A 23,159-nucleotide genomic window follows, 5' to 3' on the forward strand; every position below is an offset into this window, starting at 1 on the left:
ACTACTCACTAGTGCTATTCAATCAAACCTTCGTCGCGGGCTTTGAGGCAAGTGACGATGCGGAGGTTGCGCCCGGCATCTTTGGCGTCTTCGGGATAGATGCCCAAAACATCGTAGATCTTGCTCCAATAGTTGCGCACCATGCTTTCGGAGACGTGCAGATGCTTGGCGATCGCTCGATCTTGATACCCTTCTTTACAGGCCAAGTCCAGTGTCTCTAGCCATTCGGGCTTCAGCTCCAGACCTGCTTTCAGGCTGCGGATATCGCGGGTATGGGTGTAGCCTTGCAGGGCAGCTTTAAAGCGCTCAAACGCTTTTTCCGTAGAACTGTCTTTGCTGGTAACGGTAAAGCCACCGCGATGGTTGTCGATGTCAGGAATGATGCGAACCAAGGCATCTGGGTATGAGGTGTGAACCGCAATATTCAGAAACGGATGCTGCTGCATCAACTCTTTCAGAAACTGAATTCCCGCTTCGGTGGAGGCACTCTCCCCGGCACTCTGGGGCAACTGCAAGTCCAGCACCATTAAATTAGGCTCTAACCGCTGCACGGCTTCACGAGCCTCTTTCAACGTGGTCAACGTTTCGAGGACAATCTGGTCGCCAAAGCGGTCAAGAATACTGTGAATGCCCGCCAGGGTGGTGGGATGGTCTTCGACCACGAAGATGGTGTGGCGATCGCTGCCGGCAGCCGTGGAAGCAGTCATAGGCTCTCGGGAACACGGGATAAGTTGCGGGGGTGGAGATGCGACCGAAGTCATGGTAGAGCTTTGCACAGATACAGGGAAAAGCCGTTGGCCTAGGCCACAGCGCATATCTTTCCATGTTGGCGCGAAATGCCTGCGCCCTCAATGGTAAAAACTATAGACTCGATCACAGTAAAGTGTGAAACGCATTCATCACTTCAACAGTTCATCGGCCTCTTGCCACGGCGACTGGAGAGTCAGTGGCCCGGCGGGGGCGGGTCATTCTTCCGCTCCCTGGTCACTTGCGGCCTCGGCGTCCTCTAGCGGTGTCGCGTCAGGATTGGATTCCACCCCATTAGGACTATCAGCGGCGGGGTCTGCCGCTGTGAGCGTTCGCGACGTTTCGCGCAAGTAAACGTCACTGATGTCGATGCCTTCCACCGCGATCGCCTCCACTTCGAGGGTGCCCACCACACTGACGGTCGCCGCGACCGCTGGGGCAGCCTCAGCACTCAACACCCAAATCGTGCCACTGTCGTCTACCACCTGATACAGCCCGCCCGTTAGCAACGCGGCCTGCTGCGCGACAGTGCCTTTGATATGCACCGTCTCGCTATTTTGGTCAGCAGTGAGGGATTGAATCGTGACTGTAGGACGCACGATTTGGGCGATGCCAGACGGCAGATGAACCCCAGCGGACTCTGGTTGCCCCGGCAGAGTAACCGCCGAACTACAGCCCACAGCGACCATTGCGGTCAGGCCGCCAATCCATATTTGCCAGTGCCTGGTCAGTTGTGCCATTGAGAATCGTTTAGGATAAGAAGCTGCTAAATCTGAGAGACTAGACATCGTGGCAGAGCCATGCGATCGCCGCCGTTCGGGCTCCATCACATCACCAGTCACCAAGGGTAAAGTTATCCCTCGTAATATGCCATTGCTCAATAGGGTAGCTTAGGAGATTCATGACGCAAATTTTGGATGGCAAAGCCTTAGCAAAAACAATTCAGGCCCAGTTAACCACCAAGGTTCAAGCTTGGACTCCGCGAGTTGGGCGGCCCCCTGGGCTGGCGGTCATTATGGTCGGGGATAATCCGGCCAGTGCCGCTTACGTGCGCAACAAAGAACGCGCCTGCGATCGCGTCGGCATTGCCTCGTTCGGCCAAAAATTACCAGGCGACACCGCTCAAGCGTATCTCGAAGGACTGATTGCTGAGTTGAACGCCGACGATCGCGTTGACGGCATTTTGCTACAGCTACCCGTGCCCCGCCACATCAACGACGTTACCCTGCTCAACACCATCGACCCGGATAAAGATGCCGATGGGCTGCACCCGATGAATCTGGGCCGCTTAGTGCGCGGTGAACCCGGTTTACGTAGCTGCACCCCCTTAGGCGTAATGAAGCTGCTACAAGCGCATAACATTGCCGTCGCGGGCAAACGGGCCGTCGTCCTGGGGCGTAGCATCTTAGTGGGTAAGCCCATGGGGCTGATGCTGCTCGAAGCCGATGCCACCATCGACATCGCCCATTCTTTGACGGCAAATGTCACCGAGTTGACTCGCCAGGCTGATATTGTGGTGAGTGCCATTGGGCGGCCCAACTTTTTAACGCCTGACTATATTCAACCAGGAGCAGTCGTGATTGATGTCGGCATTAACCGCATCGAAACGGCGGCAGGCCAGTATCGCCTCATCGGCGATGTAGACTATGAAGCGGTTAGCCCCATCGCCTCGGCCATTACTCCAGTCCCTGGCGGCGTGGGGCCAATGACGGTGACCATGCTGTTGCACAATACCGTGCTGAGCTACTGCCAACGGCTGCCAGAGCTCTCCCAGGAGCACCGTACGCTTTTGTCTTGACCGATACAGGTGAGTAGGGGAATGACTTCTTCGACTGAAATGACTTTTGACCTCAAAACTTATTTGCGCGATCGCCAACAGCGGGTCGAAGCTGCCCTCGATGCCTCGCTCCCAACCGGGTATCCCGAAACTGTCTATGCGGCGATGCGATATTCCTTACTCGCCGGGGGCAAACGGTTGCGCCCCATCCTCTGCTTAGCCACTGGCGACCTGCTGGGGGGTACCGAACCCATGGCCATGCCCACCGCCTGCGCCTTGGAAATGATTCACACCATGTCCCTCATCCATGACGATCTGCCCGCAATGGACAACGATGATTATCGTCGTGGCCAGCTGACCAACCACAAAGTCTATGGCGAAGATGTCGCCATTCTCGCCGGTGACGCCCTGCTCACCTACGCCTTTGAATATGTCGCAACGCAAACCCGGGACGTGCCCGCTGAGCGCATTCTGCGGGTTGTCGCTGACCTGGGCAAAGCCGTTGGGGCCGAAGGACTCGTGGGCGGACAAATTGTCGATTTAGCCTCGGAAGGGGCAACCGACGTCAGTTTGGAAACCCTGAACTACATTCACACCCACAAAACCGGGGCGTTACTCCGGGTTTCTGTGACTTCCGGCGCTATTCTCGCCGGAGCTGATGAGGCCCAGGTCAACACCCTCGCGCAATACGCCAACAATATCGGCCTCGCGTTTCAAATCATTGATGACATTCTCGATATCACCGCCACGTCCGAAGCACTCGGCAAGTCAGCGGGGAAAGATTTGGCCGCGCAAAAAGCGACCTACCCCAGCATTTGGGGCTTAGAAGCATCGAAGCAGCAGGCCCAAACCTTAGTGGCAACGGCCAAAGCTGGCGTGTTAGATAGTTTTGGGACGGCTGCCCAGCCTTTGGTGGCCCTCGCCGACTTCATTGTTGACCGGACTCATTGATAACTTCGTTGAAAACCATGCACGATCTTGGTGAAATTTTGCAGAATCGCGTCCTCATTGTGGCGCTGCTCGCGTGCCTCATCGCACAAGCTCTTAAGCTGGTCTTTGAGCTTATTGTGCATCGCAAAATCAACGTCCGAGTATTGGTTGAAACGGGTGGCATGCCCAGTTCTCACTCGGCCTTGGTGACCGCACTCGCCTGTGGCATTGGCGAAACGATGGGCTGGGCGAGTCCGGCATTTGCCGTCACGACCGTATTTGCCGTCATTGTGATGTACGACGCAGCGGGGGTGCGACAGGCCGCTGGCAAGCAAGCCAAAATCTTGAACCAAATGATTGACGAACTCTTTCAAGAAAAACCGGAATTTCATGAGGAGCGCCTGAAAGAATTGCTTGGGCACACCCCGGTGCAAGTGATTGTCGGATCGATGCTTGGTTTTGTGGTGTCGTTTGTCGCAGCTGCCAGTTTTCAGTACTAAACGTCAGTCCTAGATATCCGGCCCTAAGTGGCTAGCGCTAGGTGTAAGTTGCCAGCAGATTAGTTGGGCATGTTTGACATTAGATGGCATCCCCTCACCGCTCAACTTCACCGATAAAATTGCATCATTTAGGGCTCATAGTCGGTTGGGTTACGCCCATCGCACAGCTGCGATCGCTAAACAGGCCCACCCCGCAATCAACGCGACTCCACCCATCGGGGTGACGGGGCCAACGGCTTTGATGCCAGCCAAGCTGATGAGGTACAAGCTGCCAGAGAACAGGAGCACCCCGGCGATAAAACACCAGCCAGCAGCGGTGAGCCATGGCAAGGCTTGTTTCGCCGTTCCCAATAGCATCGCGACGATTAGCAAGGCTAAGGCGTGGTACATCTGATATCGCACACCGGTATTGAACACGGCGATCGCCCGTTCAGTCAGTTGATTTTGCAGCGCGTGGCTGGCGAACGCCCCAGCCGCCACAGCCAGCCCCCCTAAAATTGCCGCGATCGCCAAAAATAATTGCATCGTTGGTCACCGTGAATCATCCACAGTCATAGGGTAAAACCATTCTCAGCCCAGCGATGTCGTCAAGATGGGATTTGGTTGACCAGGACTCGCGATCGCAGCTCAAGGTTGTAGCGTCATGCCTTCACGCGCCAGGCGCAATTGCGGACAGCGATTGTGGATTTCCATTTCCAGGTGATCAAGATAGTCATCATCGTGCCGTGGATTGTGATGAAACAGGATCATTTCTTTGACCTGGGTCTTTTCGGCGATCGCAATACTCTGTTCGCAGGATATCGCTTGCGGATCACCCCCCACGCTGGCATAAACCGGCTCGGAATAGGTGCCGCCATACACTAGCAACTCTGCTGCCTGGGCCAGATACAACAAGCTCGGATCCGGTCCGCCATCAGCATTGTAACTATCGGTCGCATAGACGACTGACTTGCCCGCATAATTGACCCGAAAGCCGAGAGCGCTGGTAGCAGAATTCAGCGAGATGGCTTCAACAGTGACATGATCGTCCAGGCGAATGATATTCCCTGCCGCAATGTTGTGAAATTTCATCGTAGACGACATTTTTTGCAGCGGCGTGAAAAAGTTGGGCCGGAGCATTTGATCCGTCAACCGTTGTTTAATGGACGCGCCATTCGCAGCCGTCGCGCCGTACACATCAAAATGATTGCCCGCAATAAATGCAGGCCCAAAAAAGGGAAATCCTTGAATTCGATCCCAATGAGTGTGGGTAAAAAAGATATGGGCGCTAACGGGTTGACCAGCCTCTAGTAAGTGTTTGCCCAACACCCGTAGCCCGGTGCCACCGTCAAACACCAGGCGATGCCCAGGCAACTGAATTTCTACACAGGCAGTGTTGCCGCCATACCTCACGGTATCGGCACCGGGGGTCGGCACACTACCGCGCACCCCCCAAAATTTGACTGTCACACATTCATTCACTGACGCAACCGCAGCTTGCCCCGCCTCAGCAGGTGTCGAGTTACTGTCCGTCAGCATTGCAGCATCTGTGTCTGGCATGGAGAAAAACAACAACTAGAAGGTTAGGTTAAATAATCGCTGGCATCAATAACGGCGTCCCAAAGTCGATTCCGCAGCATCTTTATTAGTAGATATTCTGGCTCGTTTCAGTATGTTCAGGAAATTTTAGTGGCTTTTATTACTCACCTGCTCACCCCCCAGAGAGGACGAGCAGGCCAAATATCGCGTTTTACACGAAATCGGGGATAAGCCTCACTCATGCAGTACACCACCGAAACGATGGTGGAGTTGTCAATGCTGACAGCCTCATTCATCAGGATACCCATCCCCACGTGACATTGATACTCGGCAACGACGTTATTTCACGGCGTCAATGCATTGCTGCACCAGGGGCTTCACTTTATCGACGTTTTGCCACCCTAAAATTTGCACCTCTTTCTTTTCGAGGTTTTTATACGTCCCAAAGAACTCCGCAATTTCATCGAGACGATGAGTTGCAATGTCATCTAAGGACTTCACGTCGGCGTAGCGAGGATCTTCGGCCGGGACACAGAGAATCTTCTCGTCGCGATCGCCCCCGTCGATCATTTCCAACATGCCAATGGGACGCGCTGCAATGACACAGCCGGGAAAGGTTGGCTGATCCATCAGCACCATGCCATCCAGGGGGTCACCATCATCTGCCAGCGTGTTCGGCACAAAGCCATAATCGTAGGGATATTGAACCGAAGAAAAGAGGACTCGGTCTAAGATCATCGCCCCCATATCTTTATCAAATTCGTACTTATTTTTGCTGCCCGCCGGAATTTCAATCAAAACATTGATCAGACCAGCTTCAGGCTGAGCGGGAATCCGAGATAAATCCACAATGCGTCTCCAGATACGATGTTGTCGGCCAGCGTTGCGGAGCAAAATACCCCCAGTGTTGACTCAGAGGAACGCCACTAACGACATAGCCGCCACAAACACAGCAGCCCAAGTTAGAGGTTGCCACTCCGGCGAACACGAGACAACGCTTCGCCTAGCATTTTAGGCGAAGACGCCGAACAACCCTAGAGCGATGCGAGCATCCTCATCAATCGTTTATTCGGTAGATCGCGATAGCGGATAACTCGGCAAGGTAGCTGGAGGCGGGTCCACCGCAGAATAATGAGCGATCGCTAGAAGCGGCAGCATCAACGTCAAAAGTGCAATGACCGTGCCCACAAAATGAGAAAAGCGACTACTCGGAGGTTCCGAAGCATTCTCGGAGGTATTAACAGATTCCATAAAGACGCAATGACAATACCTGAAATTGAAAACGATGCGTACAAACCCACACACTCTAGTCTTCCAATTGAGCCCAGCCTAACTCAAGGCAGAATGTAATCTGCAAGAAAGCTTAGAGAAAATTTAGGCTCTCTTAGACCAACGAACTCAACTAATAACTACAGTAGCGAACGGAACCACTAAAAATTGTGAGTTGAACAACATACTCTACATGAAAAGTGTAAACAAATATCAACTGACCCATTGGTTTTTCTCTCCCCAAGAAGAAAGGCACGGCCCAGCTTGCAAAATCGGGGTGCCCTCGCTGTCGATCAAGCGTTGGGCGGGGTAGGGTGAGCGCTAGATCAATATGACTGAGATGACCGCCGCGAGCCGGGGGTCAGGGCTGGTCGGCGGGCGCTTCTAAGTGCTGGCGAATCGCTCGTAATTCTCCCAGGATGGCTTTGAGAATTTCTTGGGTGGTGGTCTCTTCTGACGGTTGGACGGTGATGGTAGGGTTGAGCCCGAGGATGTCTTGGGCAAACCGCCGCACCTCGCGGGGATGAAACAGCAGGGGATCGTCGCGATCGCTGCGCACTTCAGGATTGAGCTTATTTGCATCAAAGGGCGGATTCAGAATGTCGGGGTGAGTGTTGGCATAGCGATACACCGAGGCGCGCGATCGCTTGATCTGCTTTTGCACCTCATCCACCGTCAAGTAAGCGTCCGGCGGCAATTCATCAATGGAGGAAATCGGGGTGGTTTCCTCGAATTCTGACAGCACGGTGGTATCTTCCATAGCCCTCGTCATCGCAGTGCAAATTGAGTCTACAAAGGAGATGCCAGAATCTCAAGGTAATGAGAGAAAAATCCGGAGACCCAGGGGACGCACCCTTTGGAAGGGTGCGTCCCCTTTCGGGTGTCCCCTTAAGTCACCTTTAAGTTTTTGCGGTAAATCGGATCTTCCCCGGCGGGCTGGGTAGCTTTAAGAAAAGAAAATTGCCCTGCCGCCCCATGACTGACACCCAACAGCGCCTCCACACCTTCGTGCAGTACGTTGACGAATACCTCAAAGGCGACGAAAAAGGCGAGGCCCAGCTGTTTCTCGACAAGTTTTTTCGCGCGTTTGGGCATGAGGGGGCGATCGAGGCGGGGGCCACCTACGAAGAACGCATCCACAAGGGCAGCAAAAAGGGCAAAACCGGCTTTGCCGACCTGGTGTGGAAGCCCCGCGTGCTGATTGAGATGAAGAAGCGGGGGGCGGATCTCACCAAGCACTATTCCCAAGCGTTTGACTATTGGCAGCGGGCGGTGCCCAATCGGCCTCGCTATGTGATGCTGTGCAATTTTGATCAGTTTTGGGTGTACGACTTTGACACCCAGATCGACACGCCGATCGACATGGTGGAGCTGGCGCAACTGCCCGATCGCGTGGCGACCTTTGGCTTTATGGAGGTGCAGGAGCGCAAATCCGTCTTTGGCAACAACCAGGTGGAGGTGACGGAAAAAGCGGCGGGCCGCATGGGCGAACTGTACCAAATGCTGCGCGATCGCCTTCTCCGTCAGGGACTCCCCTCACCCCTCGCCCCTCGCCCAAATCTGGGCGAGGGGACCCGGAGCGAGGCAGAGATGGCGGCGCTGATCGCCCAACGCTACGTGCTGCAATGCGTGCTCGCCATGTTTGCCGAAGATCGGCGCATGTTGCCCGACAGCCTGTTTGTGCAATGCGTGCAAGACTGCCTCAGCAGCAACGGCAGCGCCTACGACATCCTCGGCGGCCTGTTTCGTGAAATGAACACCCCCGGCCTCACCCCTGCCGGACGCTATCAGGGCGTGGAGTATTTCAACGGGGGATTGTTTGCCGAAATCTATCCCCTCGACCTGACTCACCAAGAGCTAAAATTCCTCGAAGTCTCGGCCCTGGAAGACTGGAGCAAGGTGCGCCCCGCCATCTTTGGCAACATCTTTGAATCCGCGATCGACGAAAGAATCCGCCAAATGCTGCGCGATCGCCTGCCCACGGCATCCACTACACCACCGCAAGCCTACGGCTTCAGCCCCGACGACGACCTCCTCGAAAAACTCCTCGCCCTCAACCTAGAGCTGGCTGACAAAGAAAAACTGGCGAACCCGTCGTCGGCCCGTGGGATCCCACCATAAGGGGACGCACCCTTTGAAAGGGTGCGTCCCCTTATGGCTAGCTGGGCATGCTGACCTTAGAGACTCAGGTTGCACCATGCCCAGACGCCCACGAGCCGTCAGCCCCGGCCACTATTACCACCTCTACAATCGGGGCAATAACCGTCAAGCCATCTTCTTTGAACGCGCCAACTATCTGCACTTTCTGAAACAGTTTCGGCATTACGTAGCCACTACCACGGTTCACGTCGTCGCTTACTGCCTCATGCCCAATCATTACCACTTTTTGATTTATTTACGAGAAGCCGACCTCGACGCCGCCATGCGACGGTTCACCCTGTCCTATACCAATGCCATCAACCACCGCTACGATCGCTGCGGCAGTCTATTTCAGGGGCGCTTTCAGACCTTGCCCGTCGATCGCGATGATTACTTGCTGCATTTGACCCGCTACATTCATCTCAATCCGGTCAAAGCAAGACTGGTGCAGCATCCAGCCGAATGGGAGTTTTCGAGCTACTTGGACTACGCTGAGTTGCGATCGGGCACGCTACCGCAACGAGAACCGGTGCTGACTCAAGCGGGCACGGTCGCTGCCTATCGGCAGTTTGTCGAGCAAGATAGCCCACCAGACTCGTCGATCCAGTATTTGCTGTTCGACTAGAGGGGACGCACCCTTTCGGGCCAGGGGACGCACCCTTTGAAAGGGTGCGTCCCCTAGTTACTGGGAAATAGAGCTGCGTCGGTGGTGGCATCGAAGAGGTGGACTTTGTCGGGGGCGATCGCCAACCAGAGTTCTTCCCCAATTACAAAGGTGCGATCGGGTTCGACACGGACTTGCAGCAAATCTGGCCCAAACTGCACTGCGAGATAGGTTTCGCTGCCGAGCGCTTCGATGCGGCGCACATGAACCTGCAAATTTTTGGGCGCGGGGGAGCTGAGGGTAAAGTGCTCAGGACGCACCCCCAGGATGGCGGTTTGACCATCGTAGGGCTTCAGCGTCGCTTCCCACTCACCGGGGAGGGTGAGCCGAAAATCGGGATGCGTCACCAGTAACGGCGCGTTCACTTGCACCGGCAAAAAGTTCATCGGCGGCGACCCAATGAAGGCGGCCACAAAGCGGTTGGCGGGACAACGATAGAGTTCCAGCGGGGTGGCACACTGCTGGATTTGTCCGGCATTCATGACCGCGATGCGATCGCCCATCGTCATCGCTTCCACCTGGTCGTGGGTGACGTAGATCGTCGTGATGCCGAGTTGCCGTTGCAGGTTCACAATTTGCGCGCGCGTTTCCGTGCGCAGCTTGGCATCCAGGTTCGACAACGGCTCATCCATCAAAAAGACTTGGGGATTGCGGGCGATCGCGCGGCCCAACGCCACCCGCTGCTTTTGCCCCCCCGAGAGTTGCCGAGGCAAACGGTTCAGCAATTCGTCAATTTGCAACATTTGCGCCACCGATCGCACCCGCTGGTCAATTAATTTGTCGGCAGGTGCCTGATACCGCAATCCCTTCGGCAGTCGTCGCGTCGCTCCCGAGAGAGCCGTTTGCCAGCGCGTCCGCTGAGCCAAAGCATCTTGCAATTGTTGATTCGCATCAAGAGCAGCATTGGTCGGTAGATCAGTCGGTGCGGCCAACAGTTGCGCCCGACTGCCGCCCATGCGCCGCAGTCCAAAGGCGAGATTGTCGTACACCGTCAGATGCGGGTAGAGCGCGTAACTCTGAAACACCATGGCGATGTCCCGCTGTTTGGGCGGCAGCTGGTTCACCTGGCGATCGCCCACCCAAATATGGCCCGCCGTAATTTCTTCCAGCCCCGAAATGAGCCGTAACAGAGTACTTTTGCCACAGCCCGACGGCCCCACCAGCACCATAAACTCACCGTCTGGCACCTGGAGGTCGATCCGCCGCAGCACGGCTTGCGGCGGCGACGGTTCGCCGTCCTGCCCCGACTGCGCCCGACCTTGCCCTACAAAGGTTTTGTACAAATTTTCTAGGACAACCTGCGCCAAGATGGATGGCTCCTCCACGAAATCTTGATCAATCTGCCAGCCCGGAATCCGAGATTCCGGCAGGGTTTAACTAGCGGCGACTACTCCTCAGAATCGTCGTCGCTGGCCGTATTGGTCTCATTATCAACCAACGCGGTCAGAGTCACGGTCTCAATTCTTTCACCTTTGGCAAATTTGCTCAGGCGGTAATTGGTCGGGGTATCGCGACCCTGCCGGGGAATCGTGTCAATGGCGATGTGGGCACAGCGCGCCTGGGAGGTCACTACCGTGATTTCACCTTTGAGGGGACTGGGGGCGATCGCCACCAAATGATCCGTTTTTTGTTTGAACAAGAACGCCTGGGTGCCAATGCCGCCTCGCGCTCCGAGGTGAATGCCCCCAATGGGCAACCGCTTGGCAAAGCCTGCCGCCGAGATCATCAGTACACAATCATCCGCTTGTTGAATGCGGACGCAACCCACAATGCTTTCTTCTTTGCGCAGGCGCAGAGCTTGGGGTCCCTGGGCGGTGCGCCCCATCACCGATAAATTGTCATCATTCACCGCAAACCGAATCAGCCGCCCCCCCGAAGTCGCGATCGCCAGCTCTTCGTCAGCCTGCACCAAGGTGATAAACGCCAGCTCATCCCCCTTTTTGAGTTTGACGGCGGTGAGGCCGCGCCCCGTCAGATTTTGGAAATCCGCCAGCGGCACTCGCTTGATTTTGCCCAATCGGGTCAACAACACCAAATCGTGGGTGAGCGCGGCTTCAGTCAGCACGAGGTGAATGGCGATCGCCTCGGGAGCGCTACCAGCAGAATTCGGCAAGAGGTTGACTAACGGCACCCCCTTAGATTGACGTGACGTTTGGGGAATCTCGCCAATGTTGAGGGTAAAGGCTTTGCCGTCACGGGTGAGCACCAGCAGTTCTTGGGCCGTGTTCGCCGTCTCAGTGTGCAAGGTCGAATCTTCTTCTTCTTGGAATTCCTGGCGATCGGTGTCGGTTTGGCGGGCCTGTCGCCGCTGATAGGCCCGGGTGGTCGAACGGCGCACATAACCCTTTTGGGTAAATTCCAGCACCACCGCTTCTTCTTGATGCTCCGCCAGAATTTCCGCCAGTTGCTCGGTTTCTTCCTGCCGTTCGGCTTCGCTTTGAATGCGGGTGCGGCGCTCATCGCCAAACTTTTTCTTCAGCGATCGCAGCTCTTTTTTCAGTGACTTCAGCAGTTCGTTGCGATCATTCAGCAAGCGCAACAGGTCATCCCGATGCGCCGTGAGTTCGTCATATTCGGTTTGCAGATTCTGCCGTTCCAACCCCGTCAGCCGTCGCAGCGGCATCGCGAGAATGGCGTCACACTGGCGATCGCTGAGGTCAAATTCTTCTCCCATCGACACCTTGGCCGTCGTGCCGTCCGGGGCATGCCGCAAAATCTCAATCAGCTGATCCAGATTTTCCAGCGCCCGGATCAGCCCTTCTACGATGTGCAGGCGATTTTCTGTTTTCTCCAGGTCATAGCGATATTGCCGCACCAGCGTCTCTTCGCGAAAGTTGAGAAACGCATTCAGCATCTCCCGCAGGGTGAGCTGCTGCGGCTGACTATTGTCGAGGGCCAGCATAATTGCCCCAAAGTTATGCTGCAACTGCGTTTGCCGATACAGCGCACTGAGCACCACTTCCGGTTGGGTTTCGCGCTTCAGTTCGATCACCACCCGCATGCCATCGCGATCGCTCTCATCCCGAATGTCGGCAATGCCATCCAAGCGACCGTTATTGACCAGATCGGCCACCTTCTCAATCCACCCGGCTTTGTTGACCTGGTAGGGCAGTTCTGTGACGATAATCGCCGTCCGCCGCTGCCGACCGCGCCCCGGTCGCACCTCCTCCAGTTGGGTAATGCCCCGCACCGGAATGCTGCCGCGTCCGGTACGATAGGCATCTTCCACCCCTTTGGTGTCAATGATTTGGCCCCCAGTGGGAAAGTCCGGGCCGGGGATCAGCTCAAACAAGCGCTCATCCGACAGAGTGGGGCGATCGATCAGGGCAATGAGCCCATCCACCACCTCACCCAAATTATGGGGGGGAATATTGGTCGCCATGCCCACGGCGATCCCCGACGAGCCATTCAGCAACAGGTTGGGCAACTGCGCCGGGAGCACAATCGGCTCTTGCTGGGAATTGTCAAAGTTATCGATAAAATCGACGGTCGCTTCGCCAATGTTGTCCAGCAGCGATTCAAAGCTGACGGCGGCCAAGCGGGTCTCCGTATAACGCATCGCCGCTGGGGGATCATTATCCACCGAACCAAAGTTACCGTGCCCCGCCAGCAGCGGATACCGACTCGAAAAGTCCTGCACCATGCGCACCAGGGCATCGTACACGGCCTGATCCCCGTGGGGATGATACTTACCCAGCACATCCCCCACTACGCGGGCACATTTGCGAAAGGGGCGATCGGGGCTCAAGCCCAGCTCGTACATGGCGTAGAGAATGCGGCGATGCACCGGTTTCAGACCGTCTCGCACATCGGGCAAGGCCCGCCCGACGATGACACTCATGGCATATTCCAGATAGGAGCGCTGCACCTCGGTATGCAGAGGGGTCGGCACAACCTGCCCGGCTGAAAGAATGTTGAGTTGATCCGCCATGAATCCCTGTCCTCTGAAATTGGGAATGAATAGATGAGTTCGGCTGCATTGGGTCTAGCAAAGCCGACACTAACAATGCTGTAAGGTAAAGGCAAATGTCGCCAGTTTGCAATATCTTGCAGCTAGGATTAATTCATGCCCTGATTGCGTGATTATGCACATTGGGCAATGTAGCAAGATTTGACCCCGCTCTGAGGCTGACGCCGTTTAAGGAATTACCATGAAGACCGTTCTCATTGTCGAAGATGACATGATTAACGCCCGCGTCTTTTCGAAAATTTTGTCGAAAAGAGGAGGCTTTGAGGTTAAGCATACGGAAGATGTGACCGAAGTGATGAAGATCGCCCGCGAACGCCAAGCCGATGTCATTTTGATGGATGTCTCCTTAGCGCACAGTCTCTTTGAGGGCAAACCCGTCGATGGCATCAAAATTACCCAAATGCTGAAAGCTGACCCGGTGACCGCCGACCTGCCCGTCATTTTGGTTACCGCCCACGCGATGCAGGGCGATCGCGAAAACTTCCTCTCCCAAAGTGGAGCCGACGGCTACATCAGCAAACCCGTGATTGATCATCAAAAGTTTATCGATGATATTGCTGCCCTAATGCCGCAATCATAGCAGTATATTTGTACTACATCGCAAGTATTTCGTGCTCTTTTGCTGTTGCATTACCGCGATCATGTCGAGCGCTAGCAACGTCTTCAGCCGCTGATCTGGCGCGGTTTACCCGAACGCGCAGGAACTGTCTGAGCGAGGAATTAGACAGCAGTTTTGATCTGCTGGGGTTGGGGACGAGGCCGGTTCGCAGCCAGATCTTGGTCTGCGCGCCACCCTGCCCAGAATATGCCTCGCCCCGACCCAGGTACCCTCACACCCAACCACCCAACCACTCAGCTCCCCTCACACACACCCCATGCAACTCCATCTCTCCACCTGGCCCGAAATCGAGACCTACCTCCAGACCTCCCAAGGCATCATCTTTCCTATCGGCTCTACCGAACAACATGGCCCGACGGGGCTGATTGGTACTGATGCCATTTGTGCAGAGACGGTAGCGCGGGGCGTCGGCGAAGCCACGGGAGCGGTGATTGGCCCCACCATTAATGTAGGGATGGCGCTGCACCACACCGCCTTTCCCGGCAGTATCAGTCTGCGGCCCAGCACGCTGATCGCGCTGATTCAAGATTATGTAAAACCGCTCGCCCGCTATGGGTTTGAGCGGTTCTTTTTCATCAACGGGCACGGCGGTAATGTCGCCACCCTAAAGGCCGCCTTTGCCGAAACCTATGCCCATCTCGCCGATTTAGGACTGGAAAACTCAGGGCGGGTGCGGTGCAAGGTGGCGAACTGGTACATGGCGCGATCGGTGTACGCGATCGCCAAAGACCTCTACGGCTATCAGGAAGGCTCCCACGCGACGCCGAGTGAAGTCGCCTTGACCCAGTTCGCCTATCCCGACCACATCAAACAGGCTGATCTCAACCCGCAAATTGCCCCCGCTGGCTATCCCATCTACAGCGCCGCCGATTTTCGCCAGCATTATCCCGATGGGCGCATGGGCTCCAACCCCGCCCTCGCCACCCCCGAACACGGCCAGCGACTGTACGAAGCAGCAGTCAAAGAACTCAGCAGCGATTATCTGCAATTTCTCGCCGCCGATTAGAGCGATCGCCACCAACCGAAGTTATTGTGATCGTGTATCACATCGGCCTAGATGATTTAGCCATTAAGATCAGTCATCAACCGAATCTGCCAATTACCCTCAACCTTCTGAATATCAAGAGTTGGCATGGTCTGAAGTAGCTCAATGAGCTGCCAACCAGAACAAACACAGCGCATTACAAGCTGGATGGGTTGCTTGTAATCGGCACAAAATTTGCGGCTCACGGCCTCAATTGATGTAAATCCTTCCAAGCTTGTTAGGCCCTTAATGATTTCTATCAGTGCTAGCTCTAAAGCCTCTATTGAGATCATCTCAGGCACTAACGTTGGCTGATGTTCTGGGCTCTTCCCGCATGGTCGAACCTGTGACTCGAAGCCACCATGAGGCATAACTGCCTCTAAAAGCCGAATATAAAACTTTTGTGGATCCGAGGTGGGATAGACTCTGAAATGCGGAGAACGGCAATGGCAGAGGAGATTTCTCAAATCGCTACCTGAGACTTGAGCATGTAAAGCTCTCTCGATAGAAATTGCATGTTTCTTACGGAATATGGTGTCCAACTCAGTATTCAGCACCCAGGCATTTTTTCGGTGATGGGATGCCTCAGTAATGATGGTGGCTAATGCTTCCAGCAACTGTTGCAGTGACGAAAAGCCAGACGGCCCGGGATAAGATTCCATGCTTGAATAACACTCAGAATTGATACGTGTGAGTGATCTACAGCATCAATTTGCGTGTTTCTTTATACCTGAAATACGGCTTACCTCACCGTGTTTCCTCAGGCAAGTATGCTTCTACAGCGCTGCTGGGCAAGCGGCATATCCATCACAAAAAAGCAGCGCCCTCAAGATAGGGACGCTGCGATTTGCTAATGAATCCAGCCCAGCTGGTAACTACCGCCAGATTCTTCAAGCTCAACAGTTCAAGCCGATACCACTGCTGGCGTTACACCGCCGCTAAGTATTCGCGCAGTTCGCTGCGATGCTGCCGCAGTTTGCTGATCGCCTGCTTTTGCAGTTGACGCACGCGCTCACGGCTGACGTTCAAGCGTCGCCCCACTTTTTCTAGCGACAAAGGATTGCCGTCTTGCAAACCAAAGCGTAGGGTCAAGACCTCTTGCTGTTGCGGGGTCAGTGACGCGATCAGATCGCGCAAGTCAGACTTCAACGCTCGCTCGGTCGCAAACTCTTCGGGCGAACCGTCGTCGGACTCCAGCAAATCAGCAAGTTCGGTATCTTGGTTGTCGCCGACTCGCAATTCCAACGAGAGGGGTCGTCGCGACAGGCGCATACAGTCGCGCACCCGCTTTGGCGTGAGATCGAGCTGTTCTGCTACTTCTTCGATAGTCGCGGTGCGGCCTTTTTGCTGGGTAATTTGACGCTGAGCTTTCTTGATTTTGTTCAGCGTCTCAGTGACGTGAATAGGCAATCTAACAACGCGGCTTTTCTCAGCGATCGCTCGCGTCATCGCCTGCCGAATCCACCAGTAGGCATAGGTGCTAAAGCGGTAACCCTTCGCGGGGTCAAACTTTTCGACCGCCCGGTTCAGGCCGATAGAGCCCTCTTGAATCAGGTCAAGCAAGTCCAAATTGCGATCGGTGTACTTTTTCGCGATCGAGACCACTAGACGCAAATTCGCCTCAATCATCTTGTGCTTAGCTTGCTTGCCGGCGCGCACGACTCGCTTGAGATGGATTACGCTAACCTCGGCGTGCTCAGCCCACTCATGAATGGAGGGCTCACGTTGCAACGTTTCAGTCAGTTCTTCGAAAACCGCTTCAAACGGCATCATTTGCTTTACCTGCTTACCCAACTGAATTTCTTCTTCATGGGTGAGCAGCGGCACACGACCAATAGACTTGAGATAAGAATAGACAGCATCAGAAGATTTTTTGCTGGGCATGGAATGTGTGTAGAGAGTTTTGGGCAGTACATATATCATCTACAAAACTTCACACTGACGCATCTTTCCTGAGAAGGAGATCGAGGCTAATTCCTGAATTCTGAAAGCGCAACAGACGCCGTCAACGATTGCCCAAAGGATCGCTCCGATCGCTCCACTCAGCCACCGTTTGATGCGGAGTGAAACCTTATGCGCCATAGCGCCGATCGCGCTTTTCCCGTTGATATTGGCGATATTCCCGGTGCTCCACATAGCGTTTGAGCTGGCGGGCCATACGTTTCATGCCCTGCTTTTCATCCTGGCGAATGAAGGGTAAAAACACCGTTGAGAGAATGCCTTTGAACCGCTGTTGGTGCGTGTAAAGGGTGCGGGTGGGGCTAAGGTCTTGGAGTTCAAAGGCCGACTCACTTTTGAAACCGGGCATTTTGGCGATCCAACGCAAGCAATTATTTGGCTGCACCAGCGTAATCAACGGCTCAAAATCGGTGAATTCATCATCCTCCAACCGCCGGACCGAGAGAAAGACTTCTTGCCCTTGGCGCAGAGCGAGGGCCGGATCGGCATCAAACAAAAAGGTATTCCACCGTCGCCATTCGTCTTTGCGGGTGAGCACATCCCAAACCATAGCCCGAGGCGCATTGATTTCAATTTGGGTTCGCAGAGTGGGCATTGGGGGAGTGGCAAAGTAGGGGGTATGAGGGTGGCAGCGTCCATAAGTGGGCACCGATCGCTGATTTTGCGACGTCGTGCATATCGCCCTGGAGGGTCACGTCAGGGTTTTTCGACTTTAGGCAATCAGAGCTGTTCTCTAGCCTCAAAATCGACATACCATTTTCTTATAGTCTGCCCAAAGCGGCGGGCTTTTGCAGCGACAATTACGCGTTAACGGCTTCATCATAGGAAAGTTCATGGTTCAACTCACGCCCAACTCTAGCTATGGTCTGACCCTCCGCCTCAAGCTCCCCAATCAGACCGGTATGCTGGCCCAAGTCACGCAGGCGATCGCGACGGCTGGGGGCAATTTGGAAGATGTGCGCCTGTTGGAAAGAACGCGCCAGTTTGTCACCCGCGAGATTACGGTGGATGCGTCTAGTAGTGAGCACGCCGAAGAAATTATTGGAGCCGTGAAGCAGGTGGACCAGGTGATCTTGTTAAAGGCAGAAGATCGCACGTTTCAGCTCCATAAAGGTGGCAAAATCGAAGTCACGAGCCGCATTGCGGTGCGCAACCAGGATGACCTGGCTATGGCTTACACACCGGGGGTGGGGCGCGTGTGTAAGGCGATCGCCGCTGAACCTGAGCGCGTCTATGACCTGACGGTGAAGCAAAACATGGTGGCGATCGTCACCGATGGCAGTGCGGTGCTGGGGCTGGGCAATTTAGGGCCGGAGGGGGCACTGCCGGTGATGGAAGGGAAGGCGCTGCTGTTCAAAGAGTTTGCGAATATTGACGCCTTTCCCATCTGCTTAGCAACGCAGGATACTGACGAAATTGTGGAAACCGTCAAACGCATTGCGCCGGTATTTGGCGGGGTCAATCTGGAAGACATTAGCGCCCCCCGCTGTTTTGAAATTGAGGCGCGGCTCAAAGCCGAAACCGACATTCCCATCTTTCATGATGACCAGCACGGCACCGCGATCGTGGTGTTGGCCGCCCTCACCAATGCGTTGAAGCTGGTGGGCAAAGCCTTCGGCGACATTCGCATTGTGATCAACGGGGCCGGGGCCGCCGGGGTGGCGATCGCCCTGTTGCTGCAAAAAGCCGGGGCCAAAACCATTCTGATGTGTGACTCAAAGGGCATCATTGCCCGCGATCGCACGGATTTGAACTCCCAAAAACAAGGCTTTGCCGTAGAAGAGTCCGGCCAGCTCGCCGACGCGATGAAAAACGCCGATGTCTTTTTGGGGGTGAGCGCCCCCGGCGTCGTTTCGGTAGACATGGTGAAGTCGATGGCAGCCGATCCCATTGTGTTTGCCATGGCCAACCCCATTCCCGAAATTCAGCCGGAGCTGGTGTCTGGTCTGGTGGCGGTGATGGCGACGGGCCGCAGCGACTATCCCAACCAGATCAACAATGTATTGGCCTTTCCTGGCGTGTTTCGCGGCGCGTTGGACTGCCGGGCCAAAGCCATGACCACGGGCATGTTTTTGGAAGCCGCCCACGCGATCGCCGCCCTGGTGACCCCGGATGAACTCAATGCCGAGCACATCATCCCTTCGGTATTCGATGCCCGCGTGTCTCAGGCGGTGGCCTCTGCGGTGCAGCAAGCCGCGCGGGAAGAAGGGGTCGCCCGTGTGTGATCTGACTGCCGTGGGATTCGCGAGCGATCGCCCCCCGGTAAGATGAATGAGACAGTTAGGTAGGAGAAATCGCATGTTGGACGAACAGGCTAAAAAAACGCTGCTGCGCAAAATTCCCCATGGACTCTACATTTGCGGCGTGCGCAATGGCGAAGACGTGAACGGCTTCACCGCCAGTTGGGTGATGCAGGCTTCGTTTCAGCCGCCACTCGTGGTGAACTGCGTCAAGAACGATTCCGGCTCCCACGAAATGGTGAAGCAAAGCGGCGTCTTTGCCCTCAGCTTTTTAGAAGCGGGCCAAAAGGACATGGCACAAAACTTTTTTAAGCCCCAGCGTCGGGTGGGCAACAAGTTTGAAGACATCGAATTTTACGCAGCGCCGGAAACCGGCTGCCCCGTCATTAAAGACACCCTAGGCTATGTGGAATGCCGGGTGGTGGGTGCTGTTGAACATGGCGATCACACCGTCTTTGTGGGCGAAGTGGTCGGTGCCGCGATTCACCGCGAGGGCGATCCCCTCTTGCTCGAAAGCACCGGCTGGAATTACGGCGGCTAAATTCGTTTCGGACATGACTCAGAGCGAGTCCCCAACTCCCCGGTTGCTACGCACCCGCTGCTTTTCCACGCATTAGCTCAAGCTACCGGGGGGTGAAGATTATTGTCATCTAATAATCATCTCTAAGGAATCTCACCGGATAAGGCTCTCGCCTGGCAGCAGGTCAGCTTCCCCGGTCGGCTCCGGGCGCGCGGCTCCGGCAGGCATCATGGTCTGGGACGGGAGCGATCGCCCCTTGGCATTATGGTGCACGACGATCAGCCAGCAGCTTTCTGATGACGCGCTCTAATTGCTTGAGTTGCACGGGTTTGCTCAAATATTCATCCGCCCCGACAACCAAACAGCGTTCTTGATCACCCGCCAGCGCCAACGCGGTTAGGGCAATGATGGGAACTTCACGCAAACTGGGCTGCTGACGAATTTTCTCTATCGCGGCGAGGCCATCCATCACGGGCATTTGAATATCCAGCACCAGGACATCAGGATGGTGAAAGAGAGCCAAATCAAGCGCCTCTTGACCATTATCTGTACACAACAGGCAATATCCTTTGGCCGTCAAATAACTAGAGATCGTCGCCACATTCGCCGAGTTATCTTCTGCCAACAAAACCAAAATCGAGGGGGAGGAGGGTGGCGCGATCGCAGGCGAATGCGTCAGCTCAGAATCATGGGCACCGGATGACTGCGCTGCTGGTAGAGCGATCGCCACATCCGGTTGATAGGGCAGATCAATCGTGAAACAACTGCCTTTTCCGAGCTCACTGGTCAGCCCAATTTGCCCGCCATGCAGCTCGACGATTTTTTGGACTAAGGCCAGGCCCAGTCCAGTGCCCTCATATTTACGATTGAGGGCACTATCCACTTGCACAAAAGGTTGAAATAGTTTTGAGATGTTTTCAGGGGCAATGCCAATGCCCGTATCCGCGATCGCAATCCGCAAATGAGGCGGGCGAGCCGCATCCGCTTCAGTTAAGGCAATCATTGCCGCACTGATGGTCACAGTGCCACCCTCCGGCGTAAACTTCACCGCATTGGTCAATAAATTGAGTAGCGCCTGCCGGATCCGAATTTCATCCACGCAAACATCCGGCAGATGAGGCGGAATATGCGTTTGCAGCTGGATACTTTTCTTTAGAGCTTGCTGTTTCACAAAGGTCAGGCTGGAGCGACACAATTGCTGTACGGAGACGCCGCTATATTCCAGGGTGATGTTCCCTGACTCAATTTTGGCCACATCAAGAATGTCATTAATCAGCGCTAACAGGTGATCAGCACTCTTTTCTACGGTGCCAAGGGCTTTGAGCTGCTGCTCATTGACATCCCCAAAAATTTTCTCCTGTAGCCCTTCCGTCATCCCCAGAATGGCATTCAGCGGCGTGCGCAGCTCGTGGCTCATGTTGGCGAGAAACTCATCTTTCAACCGGGTCGCTTGTGCCAACTCTTGATTGGCCTCATTGAGATCTTTGGCCTGTTGCCGCATGATTTGAAACGCTTGCGACAACTGCTCAAACTCTCGAGAACCTTCACTCGTGATGGGAAAATCCCAGTTACCCTGAGTGAGGGCATGGGCTTCGTGGCAAAGGCGCGTGATAGGAGACAGCAAACCCCGATAAAGCAGCCACCCAAACCCAATACTCGCAACGCCAGCAAAGCTAAAGAGAATAATCGTGATCTTAAAACTCTCTTTCACCTGTTGCGTAAACTCGGCCTCTGGCACCACCAAAACCATCACCCAATCCAGTCCCTGGGCATCCTGAAGCCGATTTACCTGAAAATAGTGAGCCGTTTGGTTGAGCCGCAACCGGTGATGACCGAGCAGGATCGTCTCCGGGTTGAGCGCTTGCAATTGTTGGCTACTGTTCCGGATCAACTCATCTTGGCTTTCGACAGCTGGAATGCGCTTTACCTCACTCGTCTCCGAGATGGAAAAGGTTGGGGCATCAGTGGAACTGGCAATCAGATCACCACTCCGTTCCATCAAATAAACCGTTGTCGCCGTCTCATAATCAACCGAGGTGAGGGTTTGTAAAAACTGGTTGAGATTTTCAAGCGATAAGTCACTGCTTAAAATCCCCAGCAATTGTCCCTCAGTCGTCAATACGGGCAAACTAGCCGAAATGCCGAGGGTCTGCCGACTGTTAAACAAATAGATCGGACTCCACACGGCCTGACGCTCACGCCGCGCCGCTTGATACCAGGGCCGAGTCCGAGCGTCATAATTTTGCGTGTTGATGGCAGGCAACTGAACCCCATGAGCATCGGCACGATAGGTGTAATAGGGGCCTGCTTCAAACGGTTGATTTTGGCGCACAATCCATTGACCGGGCATCTGTTGACCCGCCAGCACTGTGCCGCCGGTCGCATTCGCAAAGTAAATAAAATCGAGTTCTTGAAAGCCATAACTTTGACTTAAAAAATGCCTCGCCATTTGGTCTGGATCAGTCCAATCGAGTTCCTGACTCAAGATGGCGACCCGATTACTTTCATTGATGCGATTAGGCAGCATTAAGCGCCGCTCAATTTCTTGCTGAGCATGATCGCCCATGTCTTCCATCAACCGTTGGGCTAAATCATCGATCGCTTTCTGACTGGTGCGCAGGGAGTAGTAGCCAATAAAGGCAATGGTGAGAATCGTTTGGATCAGAAAGGGAACCGTGATCACCCACAAGAGGGAAAAGCGAGTGAGGCGTCGATGAAAGGGAAAAGCACGCATAGAAAACCTGACAGTGGAGAAAGAGCCTGATTGTCTGGTTGCAGCCTTGAAGCGCTGAAAAGGGAAATGACAGCCGCAATACGTGACCTAATGAACCAGGCTAGAACCGCAATTCAATCACCGAAATTGCAGGTCTACTTGGCGCCATCGCCATCGTCAGCGGCTGAGCTCACTGCTTTCATACCGTGACTATTCAGGTTTACGACCGCTCAGCGTTCTGGCTGGCACGATGATCACCATCGCTGATTAGCGGCAACTAACTCAGTTTGCCCACATCGCAATTGGCTCTTTAACTTCTGGCCGATTAATATCGGCCTGACTACCCAGCCAGGGGATTAGGTCGCTCAAAGCGCATTTCGCGGCTTCACACTCTGCGGCCTCTTGCGGCGATCGCGCCAGTCCATCCCTCGCATAATGCATCTTGAAAAACGAGTAACGCGGCACCCTGTCAACTAATCAGAGTGCCGCGTTACTAAGGGATCTGCAACTAAATAAAGTACCCGTTCAATCCGGTTTCGACTTCGCTCAACCTACCAGTATCGAGAGTTG

21 protein-coding genes and 1 pseudogene are annotated in these 23,159 nt (G+C 54.7%); 9 read left to right on the forward strand and 13 right to left on the reverse strand.

What is annotated here, in order from left to right; genetic code table 11:
• Positions 1-14: 14 nt before the first annotated feature.
• Together JUK32_RS17885 and JUK32_RS17890 are read right to left on the reverse strand one after the other, a co-directional pair.
• A complete protein-coding gene (locus JUK32_RS17885; protein ID WP_204140225.1) occupies positions 15-707 on the reverse strand; it encodes a response regulator in 693 nt (230 codons plus the stop codon).
• A gap of 258 nt (positions 708-965) precedes the next feature.
• Positions 966-1,592: a hypothetical protein gene (locus JUK32_RS17890; protein ID WP_204140226.1), complete on the reverse strand. Its 627-nt coding sequence runs from the start codon at positions 1,590-1,592 to the stop codon at positions 966-968.
• Positions 1,593-1,648: 56 nt separating this feature from the next.
• Here JUK32_RS17890 and folD point away from each other — a divergent pair, with 56 nt between their 5' ends.
• From folD to JUK32_RS17905, 3 genes are read left to right on the forward strand one after another with little or no spacing between them, the layout of a single operon-like run.
• Positions 1,649-2,545: a bifunctional methylenetetrahydrofolate dehydrogenase/methenyltetrahydrofolate cyclohydrolase FolD gene (gene folD, locus JUK32_RS17895; RefSeq protein ID WP_204140227.1), complete on the forward strand. Its 897-nt coding sequence runs from the start codon at positions 1,649-1,651 to the stop codon at positions 2,543-2,545.
• A 21-nt stretch (positions 2,546-2,566) separates the two neighbouring features.
• Complete coding sequence (gene crtE / locus JUK32_RS17900; protein ID WP_204140228.1) at positions 2,567-3,475, forward strand: geranylgeranyl diphosphate synthase CrtE; 909 nt, start codon at positions 2,567-2,569, stop codon at positions 3,473-3,475.
• Positions 3,476-3,492: 17 nt separating this feature from the next.
• A complete protein-coding gene (locus JUK32_RS17905) occupies positions 3,493-3,954 on the forward strand; it encodes a divergent PAP2 family protein (protein ID WP_204140229.1) in 462 nt (153 codons plus the stop codon).
• A gap of 150 nt (positions 3,955-4,104) precedes the next feature.
• Here JUK32_RS17905 and JUK32_RS17910 read toward each other — a convergent pair whose 3' ends face one another.
• From JUK32_RS17910 to JUK32_RS17930, 5 genes are all read right to left on the reverse strand, one after another.
• Positions 4,105-4,479: a DUF423 domain-containing protein gene (locus tag JUK32_RS17910; RefSeq protein ID WP_204140230.1), complete on the reverse strand. Its 375-nt coding sequence runs from the start codon at positions 4,477-4,479 to the stop codon at positions 4,105-4,107.
• A gap of 102 nt (positions 4,480-4,581) precedes the next feature.
• Positions 4,582-5,493: an MBL fold metallo-hydrolase gene (locus JUK32_RS17915; protein WP_239112797.1), complete on the reverse strand. Its 912-nt coding sequence runs from the start codon at positions 5,491-5,493 to the stop codon at positions 4,582-4,584.
• A 318-nt stretch (positions 5,494-5,811) separates the two neighbouring features.
• Complete coding sequence (locus JUK32_RS17920; protein WP_204140231.1) at positions 5,812-6,321, reverse strand: inorganic diphosphatase; 510 nt, start codon at positions 6,319-6,321, stop codon at positions 5,812-5,814.
• A gap of 216 nt (positions 6,322-6,537) precedes the next feature.
• Positions 6,538-6,723, reverse strand: coding sequence for a hypothetical protein (locus JUK32_RS17925; protein WP_204140232.1), 186 nt, complete (start codon positions 6,721-6,723; stop codon positions 6,538-6,540).
• A gap of 379 nt (positions 6,724-7,102) precedes the next feature.
• Complete coding sequence (locus JUK32_RS17930; RefSeq protein ID WP_239112799.1) at positions 7,103-7,501, reverse strand: resolvase; 399 nt, start codon at positions 7,499-7,501, stop codon at positions 7,103-7,105.
• A 215-nt stretch (positions 7,502-7,716) separates the two neighbouring features.
• On the opposite strand from JUK32_RS17930, the pseudogene JUK32_RS17935 reads away from it, so the two are divergent.
• A pseudogene (locus tag JUK32_RS17935) lies at positions 7,717-8,685 on the forward strand (type IIL restriction-modification enzyme MmeI); the annotation flags it as partial.
• A 253-nt stretch (positions 8,686-8,938) separates the two neighbouring features.
• A complete protein-coding gene (locus JUK32_RS17940) occupies positions 8,939-9,505 on the forward strand; it encodes a transposase (RefSeq protein WP_204140234.1) in 567 nt (188 codons plus the stop codon).
• Between the two features lie 53 nt (positions 9,506-9,558).
• On the opposite strand, the gene JUK32_RS17945 is transcribed toward JUK32_RS17940, so the two are convergent.
• Both JUK32_RS17945 and gyrA read right to left on the reverse strand, forming a co-directional pair.
• Positions 9,559-10,851, reverse strand: a complete 1,293-nt coding sequence (locus JUK32_RS17945; protein WP_204140235.1) for an ABC transporter ATP-binding protein — start codon at positions 10,849-10,851, stop codon at positions 9,559-9,561.
• Positions 10,852-10,931: 80 nt separating this feature from the next.
• The gene (gene gyrA / locus JUK32_RS17950) at positions 10,932-13,475 is read right to left on the reverse strand and encodes a DNA gyrase subunit A (protein ID WP_204140236.1); all 2,544 of its coding nucleotides are present in this window, start codon (positions 13,473-13,475) and stop codon (positions 10,932-10,934) included.
• 220 nt (positions 13,476-13,695) lie between these two features.
• Here gyrA and JUK32_RS17955 point away from each other — a divergent pair, with 220 nt between their 5' ends.
• Together JUK32_RS17955 and JUK32_RS17960 are read left to right on the forward strand one after the other, a co-directional pair.
• Positions 13,696-14,094 (forward strand): response regulator, encoded by a 399-nt coding sequence (locus JUK32_RS17955; RefSeq protein WP_204140237.1) that lies wholly within the window; start codon positions 13,696-13,698, stop codon positions 14,092-14,094.
• 295 nt (positions 14,095-14,389) lie between these two features.
• Complete coding sequence (locus tag JUK32_RS17960; RefSeq protein WP_204140238.1) at positions 14,390-15,139, forward strand: creatininase family protein; 750 nt, start codon at positions 14,390-14,392, stop codon at positions 15,137-15,139.
• Positions 15,140-15,195: 56 nt separating this feature from the next.
• Here the strand turns inward: JUK32_RS17960 and JUK32_RS17965 are convergent, their stop codons facing one another.
• From JUK32_RS17965 to JUK32_RS17975, 3 genes are all read right to left on the reverse strand, one after another.
• Entirely contained in the window at positions 15,196-15,819 is a 624-nt protein-coding gene (locus JUK32_RS17965) for a hypothetical protein (protein WP_204140239.1), read from the reverse strand.
• Positions 15,820-16,084: 265 nt separating this feature from the next.
• Complete coding sequence (locus tag JUK32_RS17970; protein ID WP_204140240.1) at positions 16,085-17,041, reverse strand: RNA polymerase sigma factor, RpoD/SigA family; 957 nt, start codon at positions 17,039-17,041, stop codon at positions 16,085-16,087.
• Positions 17,042-17,228: 187 nt separating this feature from the next.
• Positions 17,229-17,711, reverse strand: coding sequence for an SRPBCC domain-containing protein (locus JUK32_RS17975; RefSeq protein WP_204140241.1), 483 nt, complete (start codon positions 17,709-17,711; stop codon positions 17,229-17,231).
• Positions 17,712-17,949: 238 nt separating this feature from the next.
• On the opposite strand from JUK32_RS17975, the gene JUK32_RS17980 reads away from it, so the two are divergent.
• Positions 17,950-19,341, forward strand: coding sequence for an NAD-dependent malic enzyme (locus tag JUK32_RS17980; protein ID WP_204140242.1), 1,392 nt, complete (start codon positions 17,950-17,952; stop codon positions 19,339-19,341).
• A 73-nt stretch (positions 19,342-19,414) separates the two neighbouring features.
• The gene (locus JUK32_RS17985) at positions 19,415-19,897 is read left to right on the forward strand and encodes a flavin reductase family protein (protein WP_204140243.1); all 483 of its coding nucleotides are present in this window, start codon (positions 19,415-19,417) and stop codon (positions 19,895-19,897) included.
• A gap of 241 nt (positions 19,898-20,138) precedes the next feature.
• On the opposite strand, the gene JUK32_RS17990 is transcribed toward JUK32_RS17985, so the two are convergent.
• Positions 20,139-22,610 carry a hybrid sensor histidine kinase/response regulator gene (locus tag JUK32_RS17990; RefSeq protein WP_204140244.1) on the reverse strand — a complete coding sequence of 824 codons (2,472 nt, stop codon included), beginning with the start codon at positions 22,608-22,610 and terminating at the stop codon, positions 20,139-20,141.
• Positions 22,611-23,159: the final 549 nt, after the last annotated feature.

Origin of the sequence: Halomicronema sp. CCY15110 (genome assembly GCF_016888165.1) — a bacterium.
Taxonomy (GTDB): Bacteria; Cyanobacteriota; Cyanobacteriia; order Phormidesmidales; family Phormidesmidaceae; genus Halomicronema.